Source organism: Natronoarchaeum sp. GCM10025321, from assembly GCF_042663585.1.
Classification (GTDB): Archaea; Halobacteriota; Halobacteria; order Halobacteriales; family Natronoarchaeaceae; genus Natranaeroarchaeum.
In genome coordinates this window covers 2,008,599-2,027,681 of the sequence record NZ_JBHTAN010000006.1, presented here as the reverse complement: position 1 = coordinate 2,027,681, position 19,083 = coordinate 2,008,599, and the positions used below count along the sequence as shown (strand labels likewise).

Annotated in this window: 17 protein-coding genes; 9 read left to right on the top strand and 8 right to left on the bottom strand. The window is 63.4% G+C overall.

Annotated elements, in window-relative coordinates; genetic code table 11:
* Positions 1-78 precede the first annotated feature (78 nt).
* Positions 79-777, top strand: coding sequence for a DUF429 domain-containing protein (locus tag ACFQL3_RS13180; protein WP_377055022.1), 699 nt, complete (start codon positions 79-81; stop codon positions 775-777).
* Between the two features lie 11 nt (positions 778-788).
* On the opposite strand, the gene ACFQL3_RS13175 is transcribed toward ACFQL3_RS13180, so the two are convergent.
* Positions 789-2,609, bottom strand: coding sequence for an L-aspartate oxidase (locus ACFQL3_RS13175; RefSeq protein WP_377055020.1), 1,821 nt, complete (start codon positions 2,607-2,609; stop codon positions 789-791).
* A gap of 107 nt (positions 2,610-2,716) precedes the next feature.
* On the opposite strand from ACFQL3_RS13175, the gene ACFQL3_RS13170 reads away from it, so the two are divergent.
* Positions 2,717-2,947, top strand: coding sequence for a hypothetical protein (locus ACFQL3_RS13170; protein WP_377055018.1), 231 nt, complete (start codon positions 2,717-2,719; stop codon positions 2,945-2,947).
* Positions 2,948-3,011: 64 nt separating this feature from the next.
* Complete coding sequence (locus tag ACFQL3_RS13165; RefSeq protein WP_377055017.1) at positions 3,012-3,476, top strand: hypothetical protein; 465 nt, start codon at positions 3,012-3,014, stop codon at positions 3,474-3,476.
* 60 nt (positions 3,477-3,536) lie between these two features.
* On the opposite strand, the gene ACFQL3_RS13160 is transcribed toward ACFQL3_RS13165, so the two are convergent.
* Entirely contained in the window at positions 3,537-4,964 is a 1,428-nt protein-coding gene (locus tag ACFQL3_RS13160; RefSeq protein ID WP_377055015.1) for an FAD-dependent oxidoreductase, read from the bottom strand.
* Between the two features lie 129 nt (positions 4,965-5,093).
* Positions 5,094-6,194, bottom strand: coding sequence for a CapA family protein (locus ACFQL3_RS13155; RefSeq protein ID WP_377055013.1), 1,101 nt, complete (start codon positions 6,192-6,194; stop codon positions 5,094-5,096).
* 112 nt (positions 6,195-6,306) lie between these two features.
* Here ACFQL3_RS13155 and ACFQL3_RS13150 point away from each other — a divergent pair, with 112 nt between their 5' ends.
* Positions 6,307-6,966, top strand: a complete 660-nt coding sequence (locus ACFQL3_RS13150) for an HVO_2922 family protein (RefSeq protein ID WP_377055011.1) — start codon at positions 6,307-6,309, stop codon at positions 6,964-6,966.
* Between the two features lie 192 nt (positions 6,967-7,158).
* The gene (locus ACFQL3_RS13145) at positions 7,159-9,714 is read left to right on the top strand and encodes a PAS domain-containing protein (protein ID WP_377055009.1); all 2,556 of its coding nucleotides are present in this window, start codon (positions 7,159-7,161) and stop codon (positions 9,712-9,714) included.
* Positions 9,715-9,789: 75 nt separating this feature from the next.
* On the opposite strand, the gene ACFQL3_RS13140 is transcribed toward ACFQL3_RS13145, so the two are convergent.
* The 4 genes from ACFQL3_RS13140 to ACFQL3_RS13125 all read right to left on the bottom strand — a co-directional run bounded on the left by ACFQL3_RS13140 (position 9,790) and on the right by ACFQL3_RS13125 (position 13,083).
* Complete coding sequence (locus tag ACFQL3_RS13140) at positions 9,790-10,140, bottom strand: VOC family protein (protein WP_377055007.1); 351 nt, start codon at positions 10,138-10,140, stop codon at positions 9,790-9,792.
* Between the two features lie 74 nt (positions 10,141-10,214).
* Positions 10,215-10,649: an NINE protein gene (locus ACFQL3_RS13135; protein ID WP_377055005.1), complete on the bottom strand. Its 435-nt coding sequence runs from the start codon at positions 10,647-10,649 to the stop codon at positions 10,215-10,217.
* 38 nt (positions 10,650-10,687) lie between these two features.
* Entirely contained in the window at positions 10,688-11,137 is a 450-nt protein-coding gene (locus tag ACFQL3_RS13130) for a DUF2085 domain-containing protein (RefSeq protein ID WP_377055003.1), read from the bottom strand.
* A gap of 284 nt (positions 11,138-11,421) precedes the next feature.
* Positions 11,422-13,083, bottom strand: a complete 1,662-nt coding sequence (locus ACFQL3_RS13125; RefSeq protein WP_377057104.1) for a PAS domain S-box protein — start codon at positions 13,081-13,083, stop codon at positions 11,422-11,424.
* 70 nt (positions 13,084-13,153) lie between these two features.
* Here ACFQL3_RS13125 and ACFQL3_RS13120 point away from each other — a divergent pair, with 70 nt between their 5' ends.
* Genes ACFQL3_RS13120 through ACFQL3_RS13105 form a run of 4 tightly spaced genes read left to right on the top strand, consistent with a single transcriptional unit; the run spans position 13,154 to position 17,184 of the window.
* The gene (locus tag ACFQL3_RS13120) at positions 13,154-13,882 is read left to right on the top strand and encodes a hypothetical protein (protein ID WP_377055001.1); all 729 of its coding nucleotides are present in this window, start codon (positions 13,154-13,156) and stop codon (positions 13,880-13,882) included.
* 55 nt (positions 13,883-13,937) lie between these two features.
* On the top strand, positions 13,938-15,032 hold the full coding sequence (locus ACFQL3_RS13115; protein ID WP_377054999.1) for a GNAT family N-acetyltransferase: 1,095 nt from the start codon (positions 13,938-13,940) through the stop codon (positions 15,030-15,032).
* Positions 15,033-15,085: 53 nt separating this feature from the next.
* Positions 15,086-16,462 carry an APC family permease gene (locus tag ACFQL3_RS13110; RefSeq protein WP_377054997.1) on the top strand — a complete coding sequence of 459 codons (1,377 nt, stop codon included), beginning with the start codon at positions 15,086-15,088 and terminating at the stop codon, positions 16,460-16,462.
* A complete protein-coding gene (locus tag ACFQL3_RS13105; protein ID WP_377054995.1) occupies positions 16,459-17,184 on the top strand; it encodes a universal stress protein in 726 nt (241 codons plus the stop codon). The genes ACFQL3_RS13110 and ACFQL3_RS13105 overlap by 4 nt, the downstream gene beginning before the upstream one ends.
* 126 nt (positions 17,185-17,310) lie before the next feature.
* Here the strand turns inward: ACFQL3_RS13105 and ACFQL3_RS13100 are convergent, their stop codons facing one another.
* The gene (locus tag ACFQL3_RS13100; protein ID WP_377054993.1) at positions 17,311-19,047 is read right to left on the bottom strand and encodes a formate--tetrahydrofolate ligase; all 1,737 of its coding nucleotides are present in this window, start codon (positions 19,045-19,047) and stop codon (positions 17,311-17,313) included.
* Between the last annotated feature and the right edge of the window lie 36 nt (positions 19,048-19,083).

Sequence of the window (19,083 nt, the reverse complement as noted above, 5' to 3'; positions counted from 1 at the left end):
GAGTGTACCGGAGCGCGAGGGGTCTCCGAGTTCACCGTTCAGCGGCACGCTAAACTGTCCGGCGTCGAACGGCTACGTGTGAAGTATCTCGGCGTCGACGCGTGTTCGAGCGGGTGGGTCGCAGGCATCCTCGACGACGGTGCGCTCGGCGTAGCGCGCTACGACGACATTGAAACGCTCTGGGCAGCGCACAGCGATGCCGAACGGCTGCTGATCGACATCCCCATCGGACTGCCGGAGACTGGCCGACGGGCTTGCGACAAGGCCGCAAAGGAGTTGCTCGGCGACCGACGCTCCTGCGTGTTTTACACGCCTGCGGGGGCGGTTCTGGACGCCGAGGACTACGCCGACGCGAACGAGCGCAATCGGGAGCAGACCGGCCATGGCCTCTCGAAACAGACCTACAACATCCTGCCAGCAATCGCGGCGGTCCGGGACTTCCTCGCTTCTCACGAGACGGCCCACCGACGCGTCGTCGAGTGTCACCCCGAACTCTGCTTCGCGGCGTTTGCGGGTGGGACGCCGGTCCCCGACTCCAAACACACCGATGCAGGGCTGGCGACCCGCCGCGAACTACTCAGAAACGAACTCGACGACGCCGATGCGGCCTACGAGGCCGCGCTCGACGAGTACTACCGCAAGGATGTGGGTCGTGACGACGTGCTCGACGCGCTGGCGTTGACCGCGGCGGCCCGTGAGGACGCGCTGCTGTCGGTACCCGAAGGGCGTGACCACCGCACCCAGTGGGAAACGATCGCGTATCCGGAATCGCGCTAGTTCGGGGGGCGCTACTCCAGATGGTGGTAGTCGAGTTCGTAGCCTTCCTCGACAGCCTCCTGTACTGGCTCGCTCGGGTCGGGGACACCACGCGTTCGCAGTGTAAGACCCGTATCGCCCGCGTCGACGAGGATGTTACGCCGCCAGTCCGGATCGACGTCCGGGTAGTCGGTCCGGTAGTGTGCTCCCCGGGACTCCTCGCGTTTCAGCGCGCTCCGGAGCAGCGCCTCCGCGAGCGTAAGGCTGAACGAGAGATCGATGGCGAACTCGAAGTCACGGCCGGTCCGGTCCCCCTCGATTCGGAGGTCAGTGGTCCGTTCACGGAGCGCTTCGAGTTCGCGCAGGCCCGTACGGAGCGACGACTCGTCGCGCAAGATGCCGGCCTGCTCCCAGAGCACGTCGCCAAGGTCGTCCAGTAACTCTTGGGGGCGTTCCGTGCCGCCGGCCCCGCCGAGTCGTTCCAGCGAGCGGAACTCGCGCTCGGCGAGTGCCCGCGCGGTGGCCGGCAGTTCGCCGTCCGCATCGACCTGCTCGGCGACGTGCTCGCCGACGAGTTTCCCGATAGCGACCGTCTCGGCCAGCGAGTTGCCGCCGAGGCGGTTCGCGCCGTGGACGCCGGCGACCGTCTCGCCGACCGCGTAGAGTCCTTCGATGCCGGTCTCGCCCGTCTCGAAGTCGATGTCGACGCCGCCCATCGAGTAGTGGGCGGTTGGGGCGACCTCCATCGCCTCCTCGGTGATGTCCACGCCCAGATCCGCGAACCGCTCGTACATCTTCGGTAGCCGATCCTTGACGTACTGGTCGTCCCGGTGCGAGATATCGAGATAGACGCCGCCGTTCTCGGTGCCGCGCCCCTCGCGGATCTCGCGGGCGATGGCGCGAGCCACCACGTCGCGGGCGTCGAGTTCCATCTGGTCCGGCGAGTACCGTTCCATGAACCGCTCGCCACTCGCGTTGTACAGCCGACCCCCCTCGCCGCGGACGGCCTCTGTGACGAGGCGGCCCGCCCACTCCTCGCCGTAGCGCGCCTCGACCATCCCGGTCGGGTGGAACTGCACGAACTCGGTGTCCATCAGCGACGCGCCCGCTTCGAGCGCCAGCACGGAGCCATCGCCGTTGTTCTCGTCGTCGCGCGAGGAGTGGCGGTTGTACAGCGCGGAGTAGCCGCCAGCCGCGAGGACGACGTGGTCGGCCTCGAACAGGACGAACTCGCCGCTCTCCATCTCGTAGCCGACCGCGCCGTGGACCGCCGCGCCGTCCGAGAGCAGCCGCGTGATCATCACGTTCTCGCGATAGGGGATCGATAGCCCCTGGGCTTTCGAGACGAGCGCCTCCAGCATCGCTTCGCCGGTCCGGTCGCCGACGAAGCAGGTCCGGCGGAACGACTGTGCGCCGAAGTATCGCTGATTGACCTTGCCGTCCTCGGTCCGGTCGAGGCCCATCCCCCACTCGTCGAGTTCCCGGATCCGGTCGGGCATCTCCTGGGTCGTTAACTCGACCGCGGTGGGGTCGTTGATAAAGTGGCCCTCGTCGAGCGTGTCGGCGGCATGAATCGTCCAGTCGTCTTCGGGATCGAGCGATCCCAGCGCGGCGTTGATGCCGCCCGCCGCCCACGTGGTGTGGGCGTCGCCGTGATCGCGTTTCCCGATCACCAGCGGCTCGTGGCCCGCTTCTGCCAGCGAGATAGCCGTGCGGGCACCGGCCGCGCCCGCGCCGACGACGAGTACCGGCGTCTGCACCGTCTCGTACTCCACCGGACGGTCGTCGTCCTCCGGATACGGTCCGGTCGTCGCTCCGTCCTCGTCCCGCGGGGGCAGTTGGCTGTCTGTCATCGCTAGCGTTCAGGGCCGAGCACGGATAAGCCCCTCGCGCATGTGCGCGTGCGCGCACGCTGGCGCCGACACAACGCACATATCTCCGGCGTCCGGAGACACGCTCGATGGCCCGACTTCAGACGATACTGCGAGCCGCCACCGCCGGAAGCCTGCTCGCTGGACTCGTCCACCTGCTCGTCCCCGACCGATTACTGGCGATAGCGGCGTGGGGGTACGACCGGGTGCTCGCCGTCGAGTTCGAGCCGCGAACGAATGCAACGACGCGTGTCAGACTCGTGGGCGTCCTGTTTCTCGTCGGTGCGACAGTACTCGCCCGTCTCGCGCGCGCCAGGTGAGCGTCGCGCCGGGACCGACCCCTCGAACCACCAGAAAAAAGACGGATGACACCTACCGATGGGTATGGATTCGTCTCTCACATCCCTGACAGTGTCGTTGCAGTTCGTCGTCGGCGTTATCGGCGGGGTCATCGCCACGCTGGCGATGGACCGCATCATGGCCGTGCTCCCGGAGGGCGAAACGTCGCCGTTCGTGGCCGCCGGTGTGTTGACCAAAACGACGCCGCGGGCCGCACCGGAACGGCTTGCCACGGTCGTCCACTATCTCGCTGGCGTTCTGACTGGCCCGCTGTTCGTCTGGCTACTCTTCACGACGGAGGGACTGCTCGGCAGCAGTCTCGTCACGACGCTACTCGCCGCATTCGTCCTCTACGTCCTGATGGTCGGCTTCTTCGCCGTCGTCGTGTTGCCACAGGTCGACGTCCATCCGGACCGTACCCGGACGATCCGCCGGGACTGGGCAATTTCGGCCGCGCTCTACGTCGTCGTACTGGTACCGCTCCTCTCGGTCGTGTTCTCGCTGGTATAAGTACGACCGCGTCACGTCCGGGCATGAGGTACAACGTCGCTAACTGGCCGGCCTTGCCGATCAGTCGTCGCCCGTAGCGGCATCGCCCGCCGTCGCGGTGACGTCGCTCGCACTCGGCGACTCGACCGCTTCGGTCGCTTCTGCCTCTGCTTCAGCGCGCGGGAAGTTCTCGATGGTGTCCGCGCGGAACGCGTCCTCGTCGAACTCGTACTCGTTATCGAAGAACTCGAGCAGGGTGTGGGTATCCCGCATGGCGTTTTTCAGGCAGGTCGACGCGCCGGGCGAGGGCGTGATGTTGAAGATCACGTCGTCGCCGATGATCTTCGCCTCGCCCATGTCCAGGGACTTCTCGCTGGTGTCGACTATCTGCGGTCGAACGCCGCCGTAGCCCTTGGCGCGCTCGATATCGTCCAGTTCGACGCTCGGGACGACTTTCTGGACGTTCGGCAGGAACTGCCGGGTGCCGACCTCGGGGAGGTCGTACAGCAGGTTCTTCAGGACGTACGGCAGGAGGGTGCGATCCGCGAGGATGTTGGCGTAACTGAGGAACGAGGCGACGTTTAGCCCGAACACGTCCAGGAAGTCGGGGACGGTCGAGATACGCCCGCGTTCGAGGGCCGGAACGAGTTTTGCCGTCGGACCGAAGCGCGTGACGCCCGGGTCGTGGACGTCCGCGTCGCCGTGGACCGCCGCGAACGGGAGCTTTTTCATCTGAAGGGTGTACACCTTCCCGTTCAGCAGGTCGTCGGCGAGGAAGAAACTCCCCGCGACGGGGAGCAACGCTTTGTCCTCGCCGTAGCCGAGTTCTTTGGCCATCTGGAGGCTATGCGAACCGGCGGCGACGACGGTCGCGTCACAGTCGAACCGGCCCGCATCGGTCGCAATCGTGTAGCCGTCCAGCGTGGGCGTGATATCCGAGACCTCCGTCCCGGTGTAGACGTCGACGTTCGCCTCCTTCTGGGCCTGCTCGACGAAGGACTTGGTCGTCTCGCCGTAGTCGACGACGTAGCCGTCCGGCGTCTGGAGCGCTATCATCTCCTCGTCGGGGTCCCGTTCTTCGACGACTTTCGGCTCTATCTCGCCGATCTCTTCGCGTTCAATCGGGCGCAGTTTCGGGAAGAGGTCGCCGAAGCCCTCCTCGTCGTAACGTTGTTCGAGTTCGTCGACTTCGTCCTCGCCGACGCCCAGCACCATCTTGCTGCGCTTTGCGTGCATCTCGCGGTCGTCATCGTACTGTTCGAGATAGCCTGCGAGTAGCTCTGCGCCCTCCTTTACTTCTTCGGCCTTTTCGAGCGTGTAGTTGGTCTCGATGTCGCCGAAGTGAAGCGTCTGAGAGTTGTTCGTGTGATGAGAGTTGATCGCCGCAATCTCGGATTCCTTCTCGATCAGTGCGATCGATTCGATATCGGTGAACTTCGCTGTCGTATACAGAAGTGACGCACCACTGATTCCGCCGCCGACGATGACAAGGTCGTATTTACCGGTCATATAGAGGTCGTTGTCTTCAGGAGAGGACTCGCCACATATAACTGATGTTCTTTCCGACGAGATGTCGTCGATCGTCGAAGTGGCTATCGACGGCGTTGTTGGCGAGTTTACACGCCGGTTTCGGCCGTCTTACCCTCCGTTGCTCCCTAACGGTATGGTGACGCTCCGCCCGTCTTCGTCGACTGTCGTTCCGTACGGTGCGGAGCGCGTTCGGATCGTCTCCCGGAACCACGCGGCGATCTCCTCGTCGGCCACTGTCGCCTGATAGTCGGCGATTTCTGTCGGAACGAGCCGGAGCGAGTCGGGTTCCCCGTCGACCAGTCCCAGTTCGAAAAGGGCACTGCGTTTGTTGTACACCTCCTCCCTGTGGACGTAGTCGTCGACGAAGTCGCCGGCGTCGTAGATGATCGGCGATCCGCGATACACTTCGACGCCCTGCAGGACGTGTGCGCTGTGGCCGTGGACCACGTCGACGCCCTCGTCGATCAGCCACCGGGCGAACGCCTCGTGCTGGCTCTCCGGCGTTGTGGTCCAGTTCGGTCCCCAGTGCAGGGATGCGACGAGGAGGTCCGGATCGTGCGCCGCTGCACGCTTCAGTGCTGTCCTGACCAGCGCACGGGTCGCAGGAACCGATGGATCGAGTTGCATGTACGCCGATCCTGCGCTCTCTGCCCCGGCACCGAACTCCCCCCAGCGATCGGTGAGCGAGAGCATCGCCACCGTCAGGCCGTCGACCGTAGTGACGGCTGGCTCCAGGGCGGCGTCGAGATCGGGTCCTGCTCCGGTGTGTGCGATGTCTGCCCGGTCGAGGTGGGCAGTCGTTTCGAGGAGACCGGTCTCCCCGAAGTCGAGGACGTGGTTGTTCGCGAGTGCCGCTATAGAGGCGTCCGCGGCCGCCAGTGCCGGTCGAGCGAACTCCGGGTCCGACCGGAAGTAGTAGGTCTTGTCCGGCCAGCGCTCGCCGTTCTCGGTGATCGTACACTCAAGATTCACCACCAGGCCGTCGAGCGTGTCCAGTCGATCGAGGGTCGATCCCCAGACGCCGGATGGCTCCGCCCCCTGCCAGTGCTCCGTGACGCCCCGCCCGAGCATCACGTCGCCGACGAAGCCGACGCGGACGTCCGCAGTGCCCTCGCTCGTCGATAGCTCAGCCGTCCGCTTCGGCCCGCTAACGCATCCGGCGATACCGCCAAGCCCGAGGGCCAGCGCCCCGCGACGAGTCGTTCGCATCATCGGTCTATCGGCCGGTATGGGCTTGAAACCCGGTGTTGTTCCGACTGGGTCGTCGCGAAGCCAGCCGACAGGAACAGTATTATGCAGGGTGTCCACAAACACCATAGCTATGTCAGATCCTACTGAAGAAGTCCTGTACGAACGGACAGAGACCCGAAGCCGCAATGGACTCGCCGCCTTCTTTCACCGACTGTCCCGACGCCTCGGGCGGGGCGAACCCGTCCCCGTCGACGAAGGGCAGACCATAACGGTGTCACCGCCCGAGGAGTCCGAACTGGAGGTCGAAATCGAACGCGAGGGCGATCAGTTGAGCCTCGCAATCGAACTGGAGTGGGATGAGGGTGAGAACGACGTCGAAACGGCGGTAGTGGCGAGCAAGGCGACGTTCGAGGTATACGAAGACAATGCGGGCCAGTGGCGCTGGCGACTCGTCCACAGGAACGGCAACATCATCGCCGATGGGAGCGAGGGTTATGCCTCGAAACAGAAGGTCAAACAGGGCCTCGGGAGCGTCAAGAAGAACGTCGCGGGCGCGAACGTGGTCGACCAGTCCAAAGACGAACCTGTCGAGACCGATGCGGCGGGAAGCGACGCCACGGCGGAGCTATTCGCCGACAATCAGGGCAAGTGGCGCTGGCGACTCGTCCACGACAACGGCAACATCATCGCGGACAGCGGACAGGGCTACGCCTCCAAACAGAAAGCCAAACAGGGGTTACAGAGCGTGAAGACGAACGCACCGGGCGCGCCCGTCGAGGAGCAGGATTGAGGCAGTCGTTCCGGCCGTGCTGTGCCGTCGTACCAAACCGAGCCACTCCCCGTAGCTGATCGTACCGAACGCTGAATACGCTGGACTCTCTCTGAAACGTATGCACCGGACGTTGACTAACTGGCAATCAAACGATTATCTCTCGAATACTGTTGGAAAGTATTATGAAAGTCTCACTGGCCAGGCGTACCGATGAGACGCGACTCGAACGACGAAGTCCGATCGGACCCGTCGGCCGAGAGCGTGCTCTCGCGAATCGACGATCCGATCCTCGCGTACGACGAGCGACTCGCCGAGACGTTTCGCAACGCACCGGCCGACGAACTGCTGTCACAGGCCTCTGTCACTGGCGAGGGCGGGGCGTTCGACTCGCTGGTAGCGCTACTCGACGACGATGTCAGGGGTCAGTGTCGGCGGTCGTTGGAAAGGAAGGAGTCGGTACGCTTCGAGGCGTACGCCGACGAGGTCGATTCCTGGTTTCAGGTCCGGATCCATCCCTCCGCGGATGGCGTGACACTCTGTCTCCGCGAGAGCGGCAAGAATCGACCGGCCCAGACTTCGGATTCGTGTCTCTCCGGCGCGATGGAGGCCTCGATAGACGGGATGGCGATTCTCGACGAGAACCGCGAGTTCGTCTACCTCAACCGGGCGCACGCGACGATTTACGGCTACGAGGACCCCGAAGAGCTGGTCGGGCGATCCTGGACCGGCCTCTACAACGAGGGCGAGAGAGAGCGTTTCCAGTCCGAGATCTTTCCGACGGTCGACGCGAGCGGAAACTGGCGCGGCGAGGCGACGGGCGTCCGTGCGGACGGAACGACGTTTCCCCAGGAAGTGTCACTGACTGGACGGCCGGATGGAAGTCTCGTCTGTGCCGTTCGGGACATTAGCGAGCGAAAGCGCCAAGAACGTGATAGAACGCGATTGTTGGCGGATTACGAGTCGATCATGGAGAACGCGGACGATGCGATCTTCCTGTTCGACGTCGATGGCGACGAGTCGGATCCGACGTTCCGCTACCGGCAACTGAGCGCTTCCCACGAGGCAAAGAGCGGTCTCGAAACGGAGTCGATCAGAGGAAAAACGCCGCGAGACGTTCTGGACGATGAGGTCGCCGCGGAGGTCGAAGCGAACTACAGACGCTGTGTGACCGCTCGCGAGCGGATCTCCTACGAGGAGACCCTTTCGCTTCCCGCAGGTACCCGAACCTGGCAGACGACGCTCGTCCCGGTCGTGGTCGACGACGAGGTCGTCCGAGTCGTCGGTAGTGCCCGTGACGTGACAGAACACGTCGAACAGGAACAGGAGCTACGCGAACTGAAAGAACGGCTCGATCTGGCGATCCGAGGAGCGGAACTCGGCGTCTGGGACTGGAACGTCGAGACCGACGCAGTGGAGTTCAACGAGCAGTGGGCTTCGATGCTCGGGTTCTCACCCGCGGAACTCGACTCGCATCTCGATACGTGGGAAGAACGTGTGCATCCGGCGGATATGGAACGGGTCGAGGAGCAACTGAGCGCTCATCTCACCGGCGAAACGGAACTGTACGACTGCGAGCATCGGATGCAGACGAAAGCCGGCGACTGGAAGTGGATCAGAGACGTCGGCAAGGTCGTCGAGCGCGACGACGACGGGGAGCCAAAGCGTGCGGTCGGCATCCATCTCGATATCACCGAGCACAAGAAGTACGAAGAGACTATCGAGCGGACGCGCGAACAGCTCCGCCAGATCGTCGATCTGGTGCCCGACCTGCTGTTCGCCAAAAACAGGGACGGCGAGTATATTCTCGCCAACGAAGCGACTGCGGCGTCGTACGGACTGACACCCGACGAGGTCGAGGGGAAAACCGACTCGGAGATCCTGCCTGACGCCGACCAGTCCGAGAACTTCCAGGCGGACGACCTGCGAGTGATCGAGTCCGGCGAAGCGCTGGAGATTCCCGAAGAAGAGTTGACCACCGCCGACGGCGAGACGCGGGTTCTCCGCACGACCAAGCTCCCCTATACGGTCGCCGGAACCGACCAAGACGCGGTGCTCGGCTACGCTCGTGATATTACCGATCTCAAAACCTACGAGTCACGGATCGAGACCCAACGGGACAATCTGGAGATCCTTAACCGGATCGTCCATCACGATATCCGGAACAAGCTTCAGTTGGTCTCCGCGTACGCCCAGGCGCTTGAAGACGACCTCGACGGCAAGCAGGCGGAGTATCTCGAACAGATCCTGCGCGCTGGCGACGAAGCCATCGATATCACGACGTCGGCCAAGGAGATGACCGACATCCTGCTCCAGAGCGAGTCGGAACTGGTGTCGAAACGGTTATCGACGGCGCTTCACGAGCAGATCGAGGACACCCGATCCGACTTCCGGGCGGCAGTGGTTCGGCTCGACGGCTCACTTTCGGATGTCGTCGTCACCGCCGACGACATGCTCGACTCCGTCTTTCGGAACCTGCTACAGAACGCCGTCCTCCACAACGACTCCGACGTTCCCGAGATCGAGGTTTCGACGACCGAATTCGAGGACCGGGTCCGGATCTCGATTGCGGACAACGGCCCCGGCGTGCCGGACGACCTCAAGGACGAGATATTCGACGAGGGCGAACAGGGTCTGGATAGCGAGGGGTCCGGGCTTGGACTGTATCTCGTCCGGACGCTCGTCGACCGATACGGCGGCGATATCCGGGTCGAGGACAACGATTCCGGCGGTGCGACGTTCGTTGTAGAGCTTGCACGCGCCGAGTAGCCACTCCGAGACTGTGACTCCGGCGGGCCGAGTCCGATCCGGATCCAGCCGGGAGATGGCTCCCTATCGCTCGGCTCAGACGGGGTCGGTCTCGTGCAAGAACGTCTGGACCTCGACGGTCCGTCCCTCGGGGTCCTCGGCGAAGCACTGGTAGATGCGGTAGCGCTCGTTCTCGGCGGGAGGCTCCTCCGAGACGTGGCCGAGACGCTCGTACAGTTCGTCGACTGCCCGCTTCGAGTCGACGACGAACGTGATCGTTCCATCGGTTTCGGCCGTCTCGCGCTCGCAGAAGCCAAAGAGCATGTTGTCGTACTGCAGGATCGTACAGTCCGGCTGGTCGAGCCAGCGCTCCGCATCGAGCGTCTCGACGTAGAACTCGACGACTTCAGTGAGCGATTCGGTCCCAAAGAAGACGATTCCGGCCATACCCCCACCGTCGGGTGCTCCCGATTAATGTGTTCGGGTCGCGGTGATCGCTATCTTCCTCGGTGTCCCGTGATTCAGAACTGGCCCAGAATGCTCCCGTCGGCGTACGTCTGCTCGTACTCGGCGTCGTCCGCCAGCAGGATCAGGATACCCTCGATAAGGCCGATGACGGCGGGAATACCGGTCCAGAAGAAACACAGGTAGAGCACGCCGTACTTGATGTTCCCCTGGTAGAACTTGTGGACGCCGATGCCTCCGAGCAGCAGGGCGAAGATGCCGGACACGACCTTGTCACTGCTCGGGTCGGCCATACCGGGCTGTCGCACCCCGCACTCCGGGCAGATCTCTGCCCGCCTGTTGATCAGTTCGCCGCACTCCGTGCAGTACTTCTGGTTCTCGTCTCGGGTCATGTGCTCGCCTTCGGGCGTCGCCGGCTGGTCGACACCACACTCAGGACAGAGATCTGCGTCCTCGGCTATCTGCTCACCGCAGTTGGTGCAGTAGTTCACGATGGATGGCATTTGTCGAAGCAGTTACAAAGTAGTACTCATCGGGCCTCAGTTCCGGTCAGCGACAGCGAGAGCAGTGCGCCAGCGACCATCGCATAGCTGATGCCGACCGCAACTATGCGGAAATCCCCCGCCAGAACCACTCGATAGAGGCCGACTCCGTAGCCGTAGCCGAGCAGCAATCCCGTCGCCGTCCGGACGGCGTTGTAACCGCGCCGACCGGTAAACGTCGTCACCGTCCAGTCGACGAGCGCCGGCAGTGGGAAGGCGATCACGATGGCCAGCGCGAGCGTCGGCGACCCGCCGACTCCGGACAGCGCGGCGAGGATGCCGGGATAGATCCCGGTACACCGCGCACAGAGCCTGATCCGTCGACCGCGGAGCCTGGGCGAGTAACACCGACATCGCTCGGACGGTTCGTGGTGAGAGAGGAGATACGGCCACGTCCGTGCCAGCCCCTTTCGTAGCTCTTCACGGTCGAGCGTCACATCCCGGCGTTCGAGGACGACGGAGAAAAGTCGTCCGCAATCGCTGGCGCGGTCGCCGCCGACGCTCTGGTGGGTGAGCCTCGCCGACCGGTCTTGGCTCGTGCGGACTCTTCGCCGTTCAGGCGTCGTTCGAGAACGAGGTCACCACCGCAGTCGGCGACATACTCGTCGAGTTCGTCGATAGCCAGTCGGAGGCGAGCACAGTGGAGGCTTCTGACGATGCCGCAGTTAAACGTCCAATCGAACCCTGAATCCGTCCCGTCGAAACCCGTGGTATCGACCTGCTACGGCTCTTTCGTGGGTATGCGGAGCGTGACGCTCGTTCCGTCCGGTGTGGCGCCGACGGAGATGTCGCCGCCCGCCTGTTTGACGAGCGTTCGGACCATCCATAGTCCGAGACTTCCGCCGTGGTTCAACGAGGTCTCCTCACCGGTTTCGAGCACTTCGGCTTCCATCTCCGGGAGGCCGGGGCCGTCGTCGACAACGTCGATACTGACCCAGTTTTCCTCCGGGCGGGATAGGTATACCTCGACCCGGCCATCCGGCCGCGCCACGGCTTCGCTGGCGTTTTCGATCAGTTCCCGGAGGGCTTCTGCGATGTCTGCCGGGATATCTACTGCCTCGACAGCGGTGTCGCTCTCGACTGTCACGTCCAGGAGGGCGTCGCTGGCCGCCGCGACAGCGTCGTCGACGAGCGTCGCGGCGTCTTCCCGCGACCGCTCCCCCTCCTGGTTCCGAAACACCCGTCGGATCTTGGTCATACTGGCGCTCATCTGCTTCCAGCGGTCGAGCACGGATTCGAGGATTTCGAGATACTCCGCCTTCGTATCCGGATCCGTCTCCTCGGCGAGCAGTTGCGTGTAGCCCTCGACCTTCGTCAGGTCGTTGCGCATATTGTGACGCATCACTCGTTGCATCACCTCTAGATGCTGGCGCTGTTGGCGTTGTTGCGTAATGTCGCGCCCCTCGACGATGACGAGTGAGACCTCGCCGTCCTCGTCAGTTATCGGCTTCGCCGAGAAGTCGAGTGTTGCAAGACCGTCGACACCCTTGGCGCCGGTCTCGTAGCGCACGAACTCCCCGTCAGCAGCGCGTTCTACTGCGTCCCGGATGTCGTCGCTCGTCTCCTCGGAGTGCGTCCACCATGGGGCTTCGTAAAACCGCTCACCGACGACTGCCTCGCGGTCGAACCCGCCGAACTCGAGTGCGGACTCGTTGGCCTCGATAACCGTCCCGTCGGGGTCGAGCAGGCCGGTGAACTGGAACGTCTGATTGAATATCCCCTCGAACTGTCGGGCCTGTTCCTTGCTGTCGGTCACGTCACGGAGATACAGCAATACGCCGTCGATAGCGTCGTCGTCCGTCATGTCTCGACACTGGCCTTCGACGTTCAGCCAGTCCCCATCGCCCGAGCGGAACCGACACTCTGCCTCCGCGCTGTCCACCTCGCCCTCGAGGGCGCTGAAGAAGTGTTCCATGGCCTCTTCGCGCCCACTGGGGTGCAGGTAGTCGAAGAGGTTCTCGCCGACGAGGTCGTCCGGGTCGTGGCCGAGCACGCGGTCAGCGGAACCGCTGACGTACGTCAGATCCCCGTCCGGGCCGAGAATCGACACCACGTCGTCGGACTCCTCGACGAACTGTTCTGTCCGACGGCGCTGTCGGCGGCGGTCCGTCATGTCTCGAACGATCATCGCATAGCCCCGGGACGCCCCAGCCTCGGTCTCCAGTAACGCATAGCGGATGTCGGCGTAGAACTCCGAGCCATCGGCGCGAACGCGCCAGCCCTCGTGGGCGCTCTCGCCGGCGATGCGGGCCTGCTGGAGTAACCGATCCGAAAGTCCAGACGCACGGTCGGACTCCGGATGGAATCGTGCCATCGACATCCCGACAGCGGTCTCGGCATCGTAGCCGAAGAGGGTCTTCGCGCCCTCGTTCCAGGTCTCGATGTCGTTCTACACGACCCCTCGCAGTGAGTGATGAAGCTCTTTGTGTGTCACCGAGAAGAGAGGTGTAGGAATGACTCGCCAGGACGACCGCGACCGCTTCTATACGTTACTCGGCGACCTCGAGCACGGAGTCGGTGGCCCACAAAAGCTCAAACACTGCACCGGCTACATGAACTGGCCCGACCGCGGTGTCTACTTCTTCCTCGAACCGGGCGAGACCTACGAATCGACCGATCAGTTCCGAGTCGCCCGTATCGGCACACATGCGGTGTCCGAAGGGAGCAGTACGACGCTCTGGGACAGGCTCAAACAGCACTACGGAACGGGAAGCGGGAGTTCCGAGCACCCACACGGGGGGAACCATCGCGGCTCTGTCTATCGAAAACGTGTCGGCGAAGCGATCATCGAGAAACACGACCTCCACGCCGACTACCCCGACTGGGACGAACGCTGGTCGAGCATCGAGCGTGATCGGTCGGCGGTCCGGGACGCGGAGTACATCCTCGAACGGCGCGTCAGTGCGTACATCCGAGACCAGCCGTTTCTCTGGGTTGCTCTCGACGACGAACCGAGTGCCGATAGTGACCGGGCATACCTCGAACGGAACGCCATCGCCCTCCTCAGCGACTTCGAGGAGCGCTCGACCGACCCGCGAGCGGATTGCTGGCTCGGTCGATACAGCACCAGTCCGGAGATCCGAGCATCGGGGCTCTGGAACGTGCAACACGTCGACGAGCAGTACGACGAGGAGTTCCTGGACCTGTTCGAGACCGCCAGCAGCGAGACAGCCCCGCTCTAGCGGTCGATCGGCCCGTCATCCCAACGCTCTTGATCGATCGATCTGATATCCACATATGCAGATCCGCCGTGTCCCTACCGAAGAGGCAGATCTACGCCGTTTTATCGAGGAGTGCTGGTTGCCCTATCACGAGGGATTGAGCGATGCTGTCGCCGCCCACACCCTGATCGAGGACGTCGATATCGAGGCGGTAGTACAGCACCACCTCGACCTGCTCGATGCACCGTCGGATCGGCTGTGGGTCGCACTCGAGGACGGCATCGACCGACCGGCGCCACTTTCGACGGTCGATGCGACCTTTGCCGGGTTCGTGAAAACGAGTCTCGCACCGTCTCCCGACGAATTCGACTGGCCTGACAGGCTCCAGGTGGCCGACATCTGGGTTCGCGAGTCATATCGTGGATCGGGACTCGCTGACGACCTGATCGCACGTGCGATCCAGCAGGCGCGCGAAGACGGCTGTAAGGAGTTGACGCTCGATGTCGCAATCGAGAACGAGCGCGCCATCGGCTACTACGAACGTCTCGGCTTCGAGGCTCAGGGCTATCGAATGCGCGTCCCGCTGTCTGCGGTCACGCTAGAGGCCGGCGACGGTTACTCGACGACTGGCGATCATTCGTCCGTTCGTCTCCGCCGGCTTCGAGTCGAGAACGCGGCTATCCAGCGGTTCTTCGACGAGTGCTGGGTCCCGTTCTGGCAGGAGTTGGGCGCTGCCGTCGGTGAGCAACACCTCAGTTCGGATCTGGACCGGGAGGCCGTCGTCGAGGACCTGCTCGAAGAGTACGATGTCCCGGATCGGCGGGCCTGGATCGCTCTCGACGACGTGAACGATTCTACGGTCGGCCTCGACCGGATCGATGCCGTCTTTGCTGGCTGGCTGAATGCTGGACTCGAACCGACCGACGAGTTCCTCGACCCGGCGAAACGGCTGTTCATCGGAAACCTGTACGTCGGCCCCGCTTACAGGGGGTCGGGATTCGCCGACCGTCTGATAGCGCGGGCGATCCAGTACGCACGGGAGGAGGGCTGTGTCGAACTCTCGCTGGGAGTGGAAGCGGACAACGACCGAGCGATGGCATACTACGAGAAACTCGGCTTCGAACCGGACCGACAGCGGATGGCCGTTCCCATCGATGCAGTCGAGATATAACGGGTTCACACGGAGCCACGTCGAATTAAACCGACGACGATCTAGTTGCTAGTGTGAGACGTGACAGACAGTCGGCATCATCCCAGCCGGATCTCGACAGAACGGTCGGGCTGGCTGGCGCAGTGACGATCGGCGTCGGCACGATGATCGGCGCGGGAATCTTCGTCTTTCCGGGTATTGCCGCTGGGCGGGCCGGTCCCGCGGCGTCGCTCTCCTTTGCTATCGGAGCGATCATCGCGCTGCTCGTCGCGTTGCCGACTGCGGAACTGGCGACGGCGATGCCGAAATCGGGCGGTGGATACTACTTCATCTCCCGGAGTCTCGGCGCGCTTCCGGGCGCGCTTGTCGGCATTGGGGTCGGGTTCGGGCTGGTGTTCGCCTCGGCGTTTTATCTCGTCGGGTTCGGCGAGTATGCGATATCGGTACTGATGGAGGCCGGCATCGTCGAGTCGATGCCTGCGACTGTCGATTCCGGGACCGTGGCAATCCTGCTCGGCATCGCCGCCGGTGTGGGGCTTACGGTGACGAGTATTCTCGGAACCGAAAACACCGAGACGTTGCAGAACTCCATCGTCGGCGTGCTGTTGGCGATTATCGCAGTCTTCCTGTCGGTCAGTGGACTGGAACTGCTGGGGGTCTACGGTGAGACCACACGAGCGACCGGGTTCGCTCCTGAGGGCTACGCCCCCGTCCTGACGACGGCCGCGCTGGTGTTCACCTCCTATCTCGGCTTCGCTCAGATAGCGACCGTCGCCGAAGACATCGTCGAACCCCGCCGGAACCTCCCGCTGTCGATGATCGGGTCGGTGGTTCTGGTCGGTGTTCTCTACGTCATCACGCTGTTGATCGCCGGCAGTACGTTCGTGCCGGAGACCATCGGTGCGATGGGCGAGACGGCCATCGTCGAAGTCGCGCGGGTCTATCTCGGACCCATCGGTGCGGTGAGCATTCTCGTTGCCGGGTTGTTGGCGACTGTCTCGAGTGCTAACGCTTCGATACTGAGTGCGTCGCGGGCGCTCTATGCACTGAGTGCCGACGGACTCGTGCCGTCACAGGCCGCCCGGGTGAGCCGTACGTACGGGACACCACACTTCGCCCTCTCGTTCGTTGGCAGTACGACGGTACTGCTCGTCGCCTCGGGACGAACGGAAGTCCTCGCAGAGGTAGCCTCGTTCCTCCATCTCCTGCTGTACGGGCTGACCTGCGTCTCGTTGCTCAAACTCCGCCACGAGAGCCCCGACTGGTACACACCCTCGTTCAGATGCCCGGGCTATCCGTTCGTGCCGGTTCTCGGCGCGCTGGCGAGTTTCGGGCTCGTATACTATATGCAGCCCTTATCACAGCTACTCGGAACTGCAATCGGCCTCATTGCGCTCGGCTGGTACTTTTTGTACACGGACGAACTATCGCTCAAGGGGGAGGTCCAATGACTGCTCCGACACCGACAGTCGTCGTTCAAATCGCGGCCCAGGAGCGGGAGACCGTGTCAGAAACGCTCGTGGAGTTCCTCGCACCGTTACCCGTCGTGCTGGTAGGTATCGTCGAAATCCCCGACCAGACGAGTTCCGAGCAGGCGCGAGCCCAGTTCGAGGACGAGGCACGGCAGACCCTCGATACGGTCGCTGATCTGTTCGCCGACGCCGGTTCCGATGTCGAGACCCGGCTGTCGTTTACTCATAACGCCCGACGGACTATCGAGCAGGTAGCCACCGAAATCGACCGGGTCGCCGTACTGTTTCCGGCCCCAACAAAATCGATCGAGCGCGTCATCGTCGCGGTTCGCGGCGGAATCAACGTCCCGAACATCGCCGCGACAGCCGCGGCAGTACTCGAAGAAACCGACGCGACCGCGACGGTCTACCATGCCGCAAAGGAGGGGGCAGACACGGACGCCATAGAGCAAGCGTTTACAGCGATTGTCTCCGCCATGGAGGATGCAGGCATCGAAAACGGACGGGTGACGACGACTATCGAGCGAGCGGACGACGAGCTGACAGCGCTCGTCGATGCCGCCAACGAACACGACCTGCTCGTCGTCGGCGAGGACGAGCCGAAACTCACCGATCGTATCTTCGGCGATACCTCCCAACGGCTCGCCGAGCGTACTGTCGTCCCCCTTGTCGTCGTCCGCCGGCCACCGGTCGAAGAGTAACGGTGATGGAGCGGTCTCTCTCGAAAGGACCTGCGTCGATTGCTACTCTCAGGACGGTCCAAGATGAGACGCTGAACGGTGCCGAGGTGCAGGAGCGCACTCTCCTACGAGATGCTCTCGGACTGGTCAGAACAGCCCGTGAACAGAGCCGTCGTCATCGACCTCGATGTCGACCGCAGCAGGGTCGGCGGAGAGGCCGGGCATCGTGAGAACGTCACCGGTGAGTGCGACGACGAACCCTGCACCGGCCGACGGATACAGCTCCCTGACCGTCAGTTCCCAGCCGTACGGAACGCCCGCCTCGTCGGGGTCATCGGATAGTGACGCGGGGGTCTTCGAGAGACAGACCGGTACGTCGTCCAGCCCGAGATCGGTCAGATTCTCGATATCGGCGCGGGCCTGCGGGGTGAACTCGACATCGTCGGCTCCGTACACCTGCGTGGCGACGGCACGGATCTTCTCGTCGATGTCCATCGACAGGTCGTACGAGGGGTCCAGCGACGCGGTCCCCGAGGTGGCTGCTTGCTGCACGTACGCTGCTAGCTCGAGGCCACCCTCTCCGCCGTCACGGTGCATCGTCGAAACCGCGGCCGGAACGTCGCGCACTTCGTAGTGGTCCAGAACCGCCTGAATCTCCTCGTCGGTATCGTCGGGAAACCGGTTGACGGCTACGACGACTGGAATACCCATTGCCCGAAGGTTGTCGACGTGGTGATCGAGGTTCGCACAGCCAGCGCGAACGGTCGCCAGATGATCGTCCGCTGGCGGCCCTGCGCCATCGCCGGAGTCGTGAGTGCGTTGCTGTCGCTCCACCATCGCCTCGCCGTGTTTTTCGAGAGCGTCGACGGTCGCGACCACCACGGCAACGTCCGGCGCGACCCCTTCCCGGGAGACGATATTGACGAACTTCTCCGCGCCGAGATCGGCACCGAAGCCCGCCTCGGTGACGAGATACTCTCCGAGGCGCAAGCCGAGCTGGTCCGCGAGAATCGAGTTCGTTCCCGTTGCGATGTTGGCGAAGGGACCGCCGTGAACGAACGCCGGCGTTCCCTCCATCGTCTGGACGAGGTTCGGCCGCAAGGCGTCTTTCAGCAGGGCAGTTACGGCACCCACGCAGTCGAGATCCCTGACCGTAATCGGGTCGCCGTCGGTGTCGTAGGCCACGATGATGCGACCGATTCGTTCTTTGAGGTCCGCGATATCGGTCGCCAGACAGAGGACGGCCATCAGTTCGGAGGCCGCAGTAATGAGAAACGAGTCCTCCCGCGGTGGCCCGTTCACTTTTCCCCCAAGGCCGACGACGACCTCTCGAAGCGCCCGGTCGTTGACGTCGAGTGCGCGGTTCCAGGCGACGCTATCCGGTTCGATATCCAGGTCGTTGTCGTGCGTCCGCTCGGCGTCGATCATCGCCGCGATGAGGTTGTGCGCCGCCGTGACGGCGTGGATGTCGCCGGTGAAGTGCAGATTGATCTCCTCCATCGGGAGCACCTGGCTGTAGCCGCCACCCGCTGCACCGCCCTTGATGCCGAACACCGGCCCTTGCGATGGCTCTCTGATGGCGACGACGCTCGATTCTCCCCGCTGTGAGAGGGCCTGTCCCAGCCCAACGGTTGTGACGGTTTTTCCCGCCCCGCGTCGCGTCGGCGTCATCGCCGTCACGAGAACCAGGTTCCCATCGGACGGGGCGTCTAGCTCCCGGTGAATTGCATCCCAGGACAGTTTCGCGATGCCGTCTCCACGCCGGTCGAGATCGGTCTCGTCGAGACCCAGGTCTCCGGCGACCTCTTCGATCGGTCGTCGCGAAGCGTTTCGGGCGATTTCGACGTCCGGGGGTACGGTTTCGTCGGAGCCTGTTTCACTCATGTGTCAATCTTGACCGTCCTCTCAAAAATACTGTAA

Excerpts from the sequence above, each read along its gene's own strand:
- ACFQL3_RS13170 (WP_377055018.1), top strand. The coding sequence starts at position 2,717 with ATGGCCCGACTTCAGACGATACTGCGAGCCGCCACCGCCGGAAGCCTG.
- ACFQL3_RS13105 (WP_377054995.1), top strand. The coding sequence starts at position 16,459 with ATGACTGCTCCGACACCGACAGTCGTCGTTCAAATCGCGGCCCAGGAG.
- ACFQL3_RS13155 (WP_377055013.1), bottom strand. The coding sequence starts at position 6,194 with ATGCGAACGACTCGTCGCGGGGCGCTGGCCCTCGGGCTTGGCGGTATC.
- ACFQL3_RS13100 (WP_377054993.1), bottom strand. The coding sequence starts at position 19,047 with ATGAGTGAAACAGGCTCCGACGAAACCGTACCCCCGGACGTCGAAATC.
- ACFQL3_RS13165 (WP_377055017.1), top strand. The coding sequence starts at position 3,012 with ATGGATTCGTCTCTCACATCCCTGACAGTGTCGTTGCAGTTCGTCGTC.
- ACFQL3_RS13145 (WP_377055009.1), top strand. The coding sequence starts at position 7,159 with ATGAGACGCGACTCGAACGACGAAGTCCGATCGGACCCGTCGGCCGAG.
- ACFQL3_RS13150 (WP_377055011.1), top strand. The coding sequence starts at position 6,307 with ATGTCAGATCCTACTGAAGAAGTCCTGTACGAACGGACAGAGACCCGA.
- ACFQL3_RS13115 (WP_377054999.1), top strand. The coding sequence starts at position 13,938 with ATGCAGATCCGCCGTGTCCCTACCGAAGAGGCAGATCTACGCCGTTTT.
- ACFQL3_RS13120 (WP_377055001.1), top strand. The coding sequence starts at position 13,154 with ATGACTCGCCAGGACGACCGCGACCGCTTCTATACGTTACTCGGCGAC.
- ACFQL3_RS13175 (WP_377055020.1), bottom strand. The coding sequence starts at position 2,609 with ATGACAGACAGCCAACTGCCCCCGCGGGACGAGGACGGAGCGACGACC.
- ACFQL3_RS13140 (WP_377055007.1), bottom strand. The coding sequence starts at position 10,140 with ATGGCCGGAATCGTCTTCTTTGGGACCGAATCGCTCACTGAAGTCGTC.
- ACFQL3_RS13160 (WP_377055015.1), bottom strand. The coding sequence starts at position 4,964 with ATGACCGGTAAATACGACCTTGTCATCGTCGGCGGCGGAATCAGTGGT.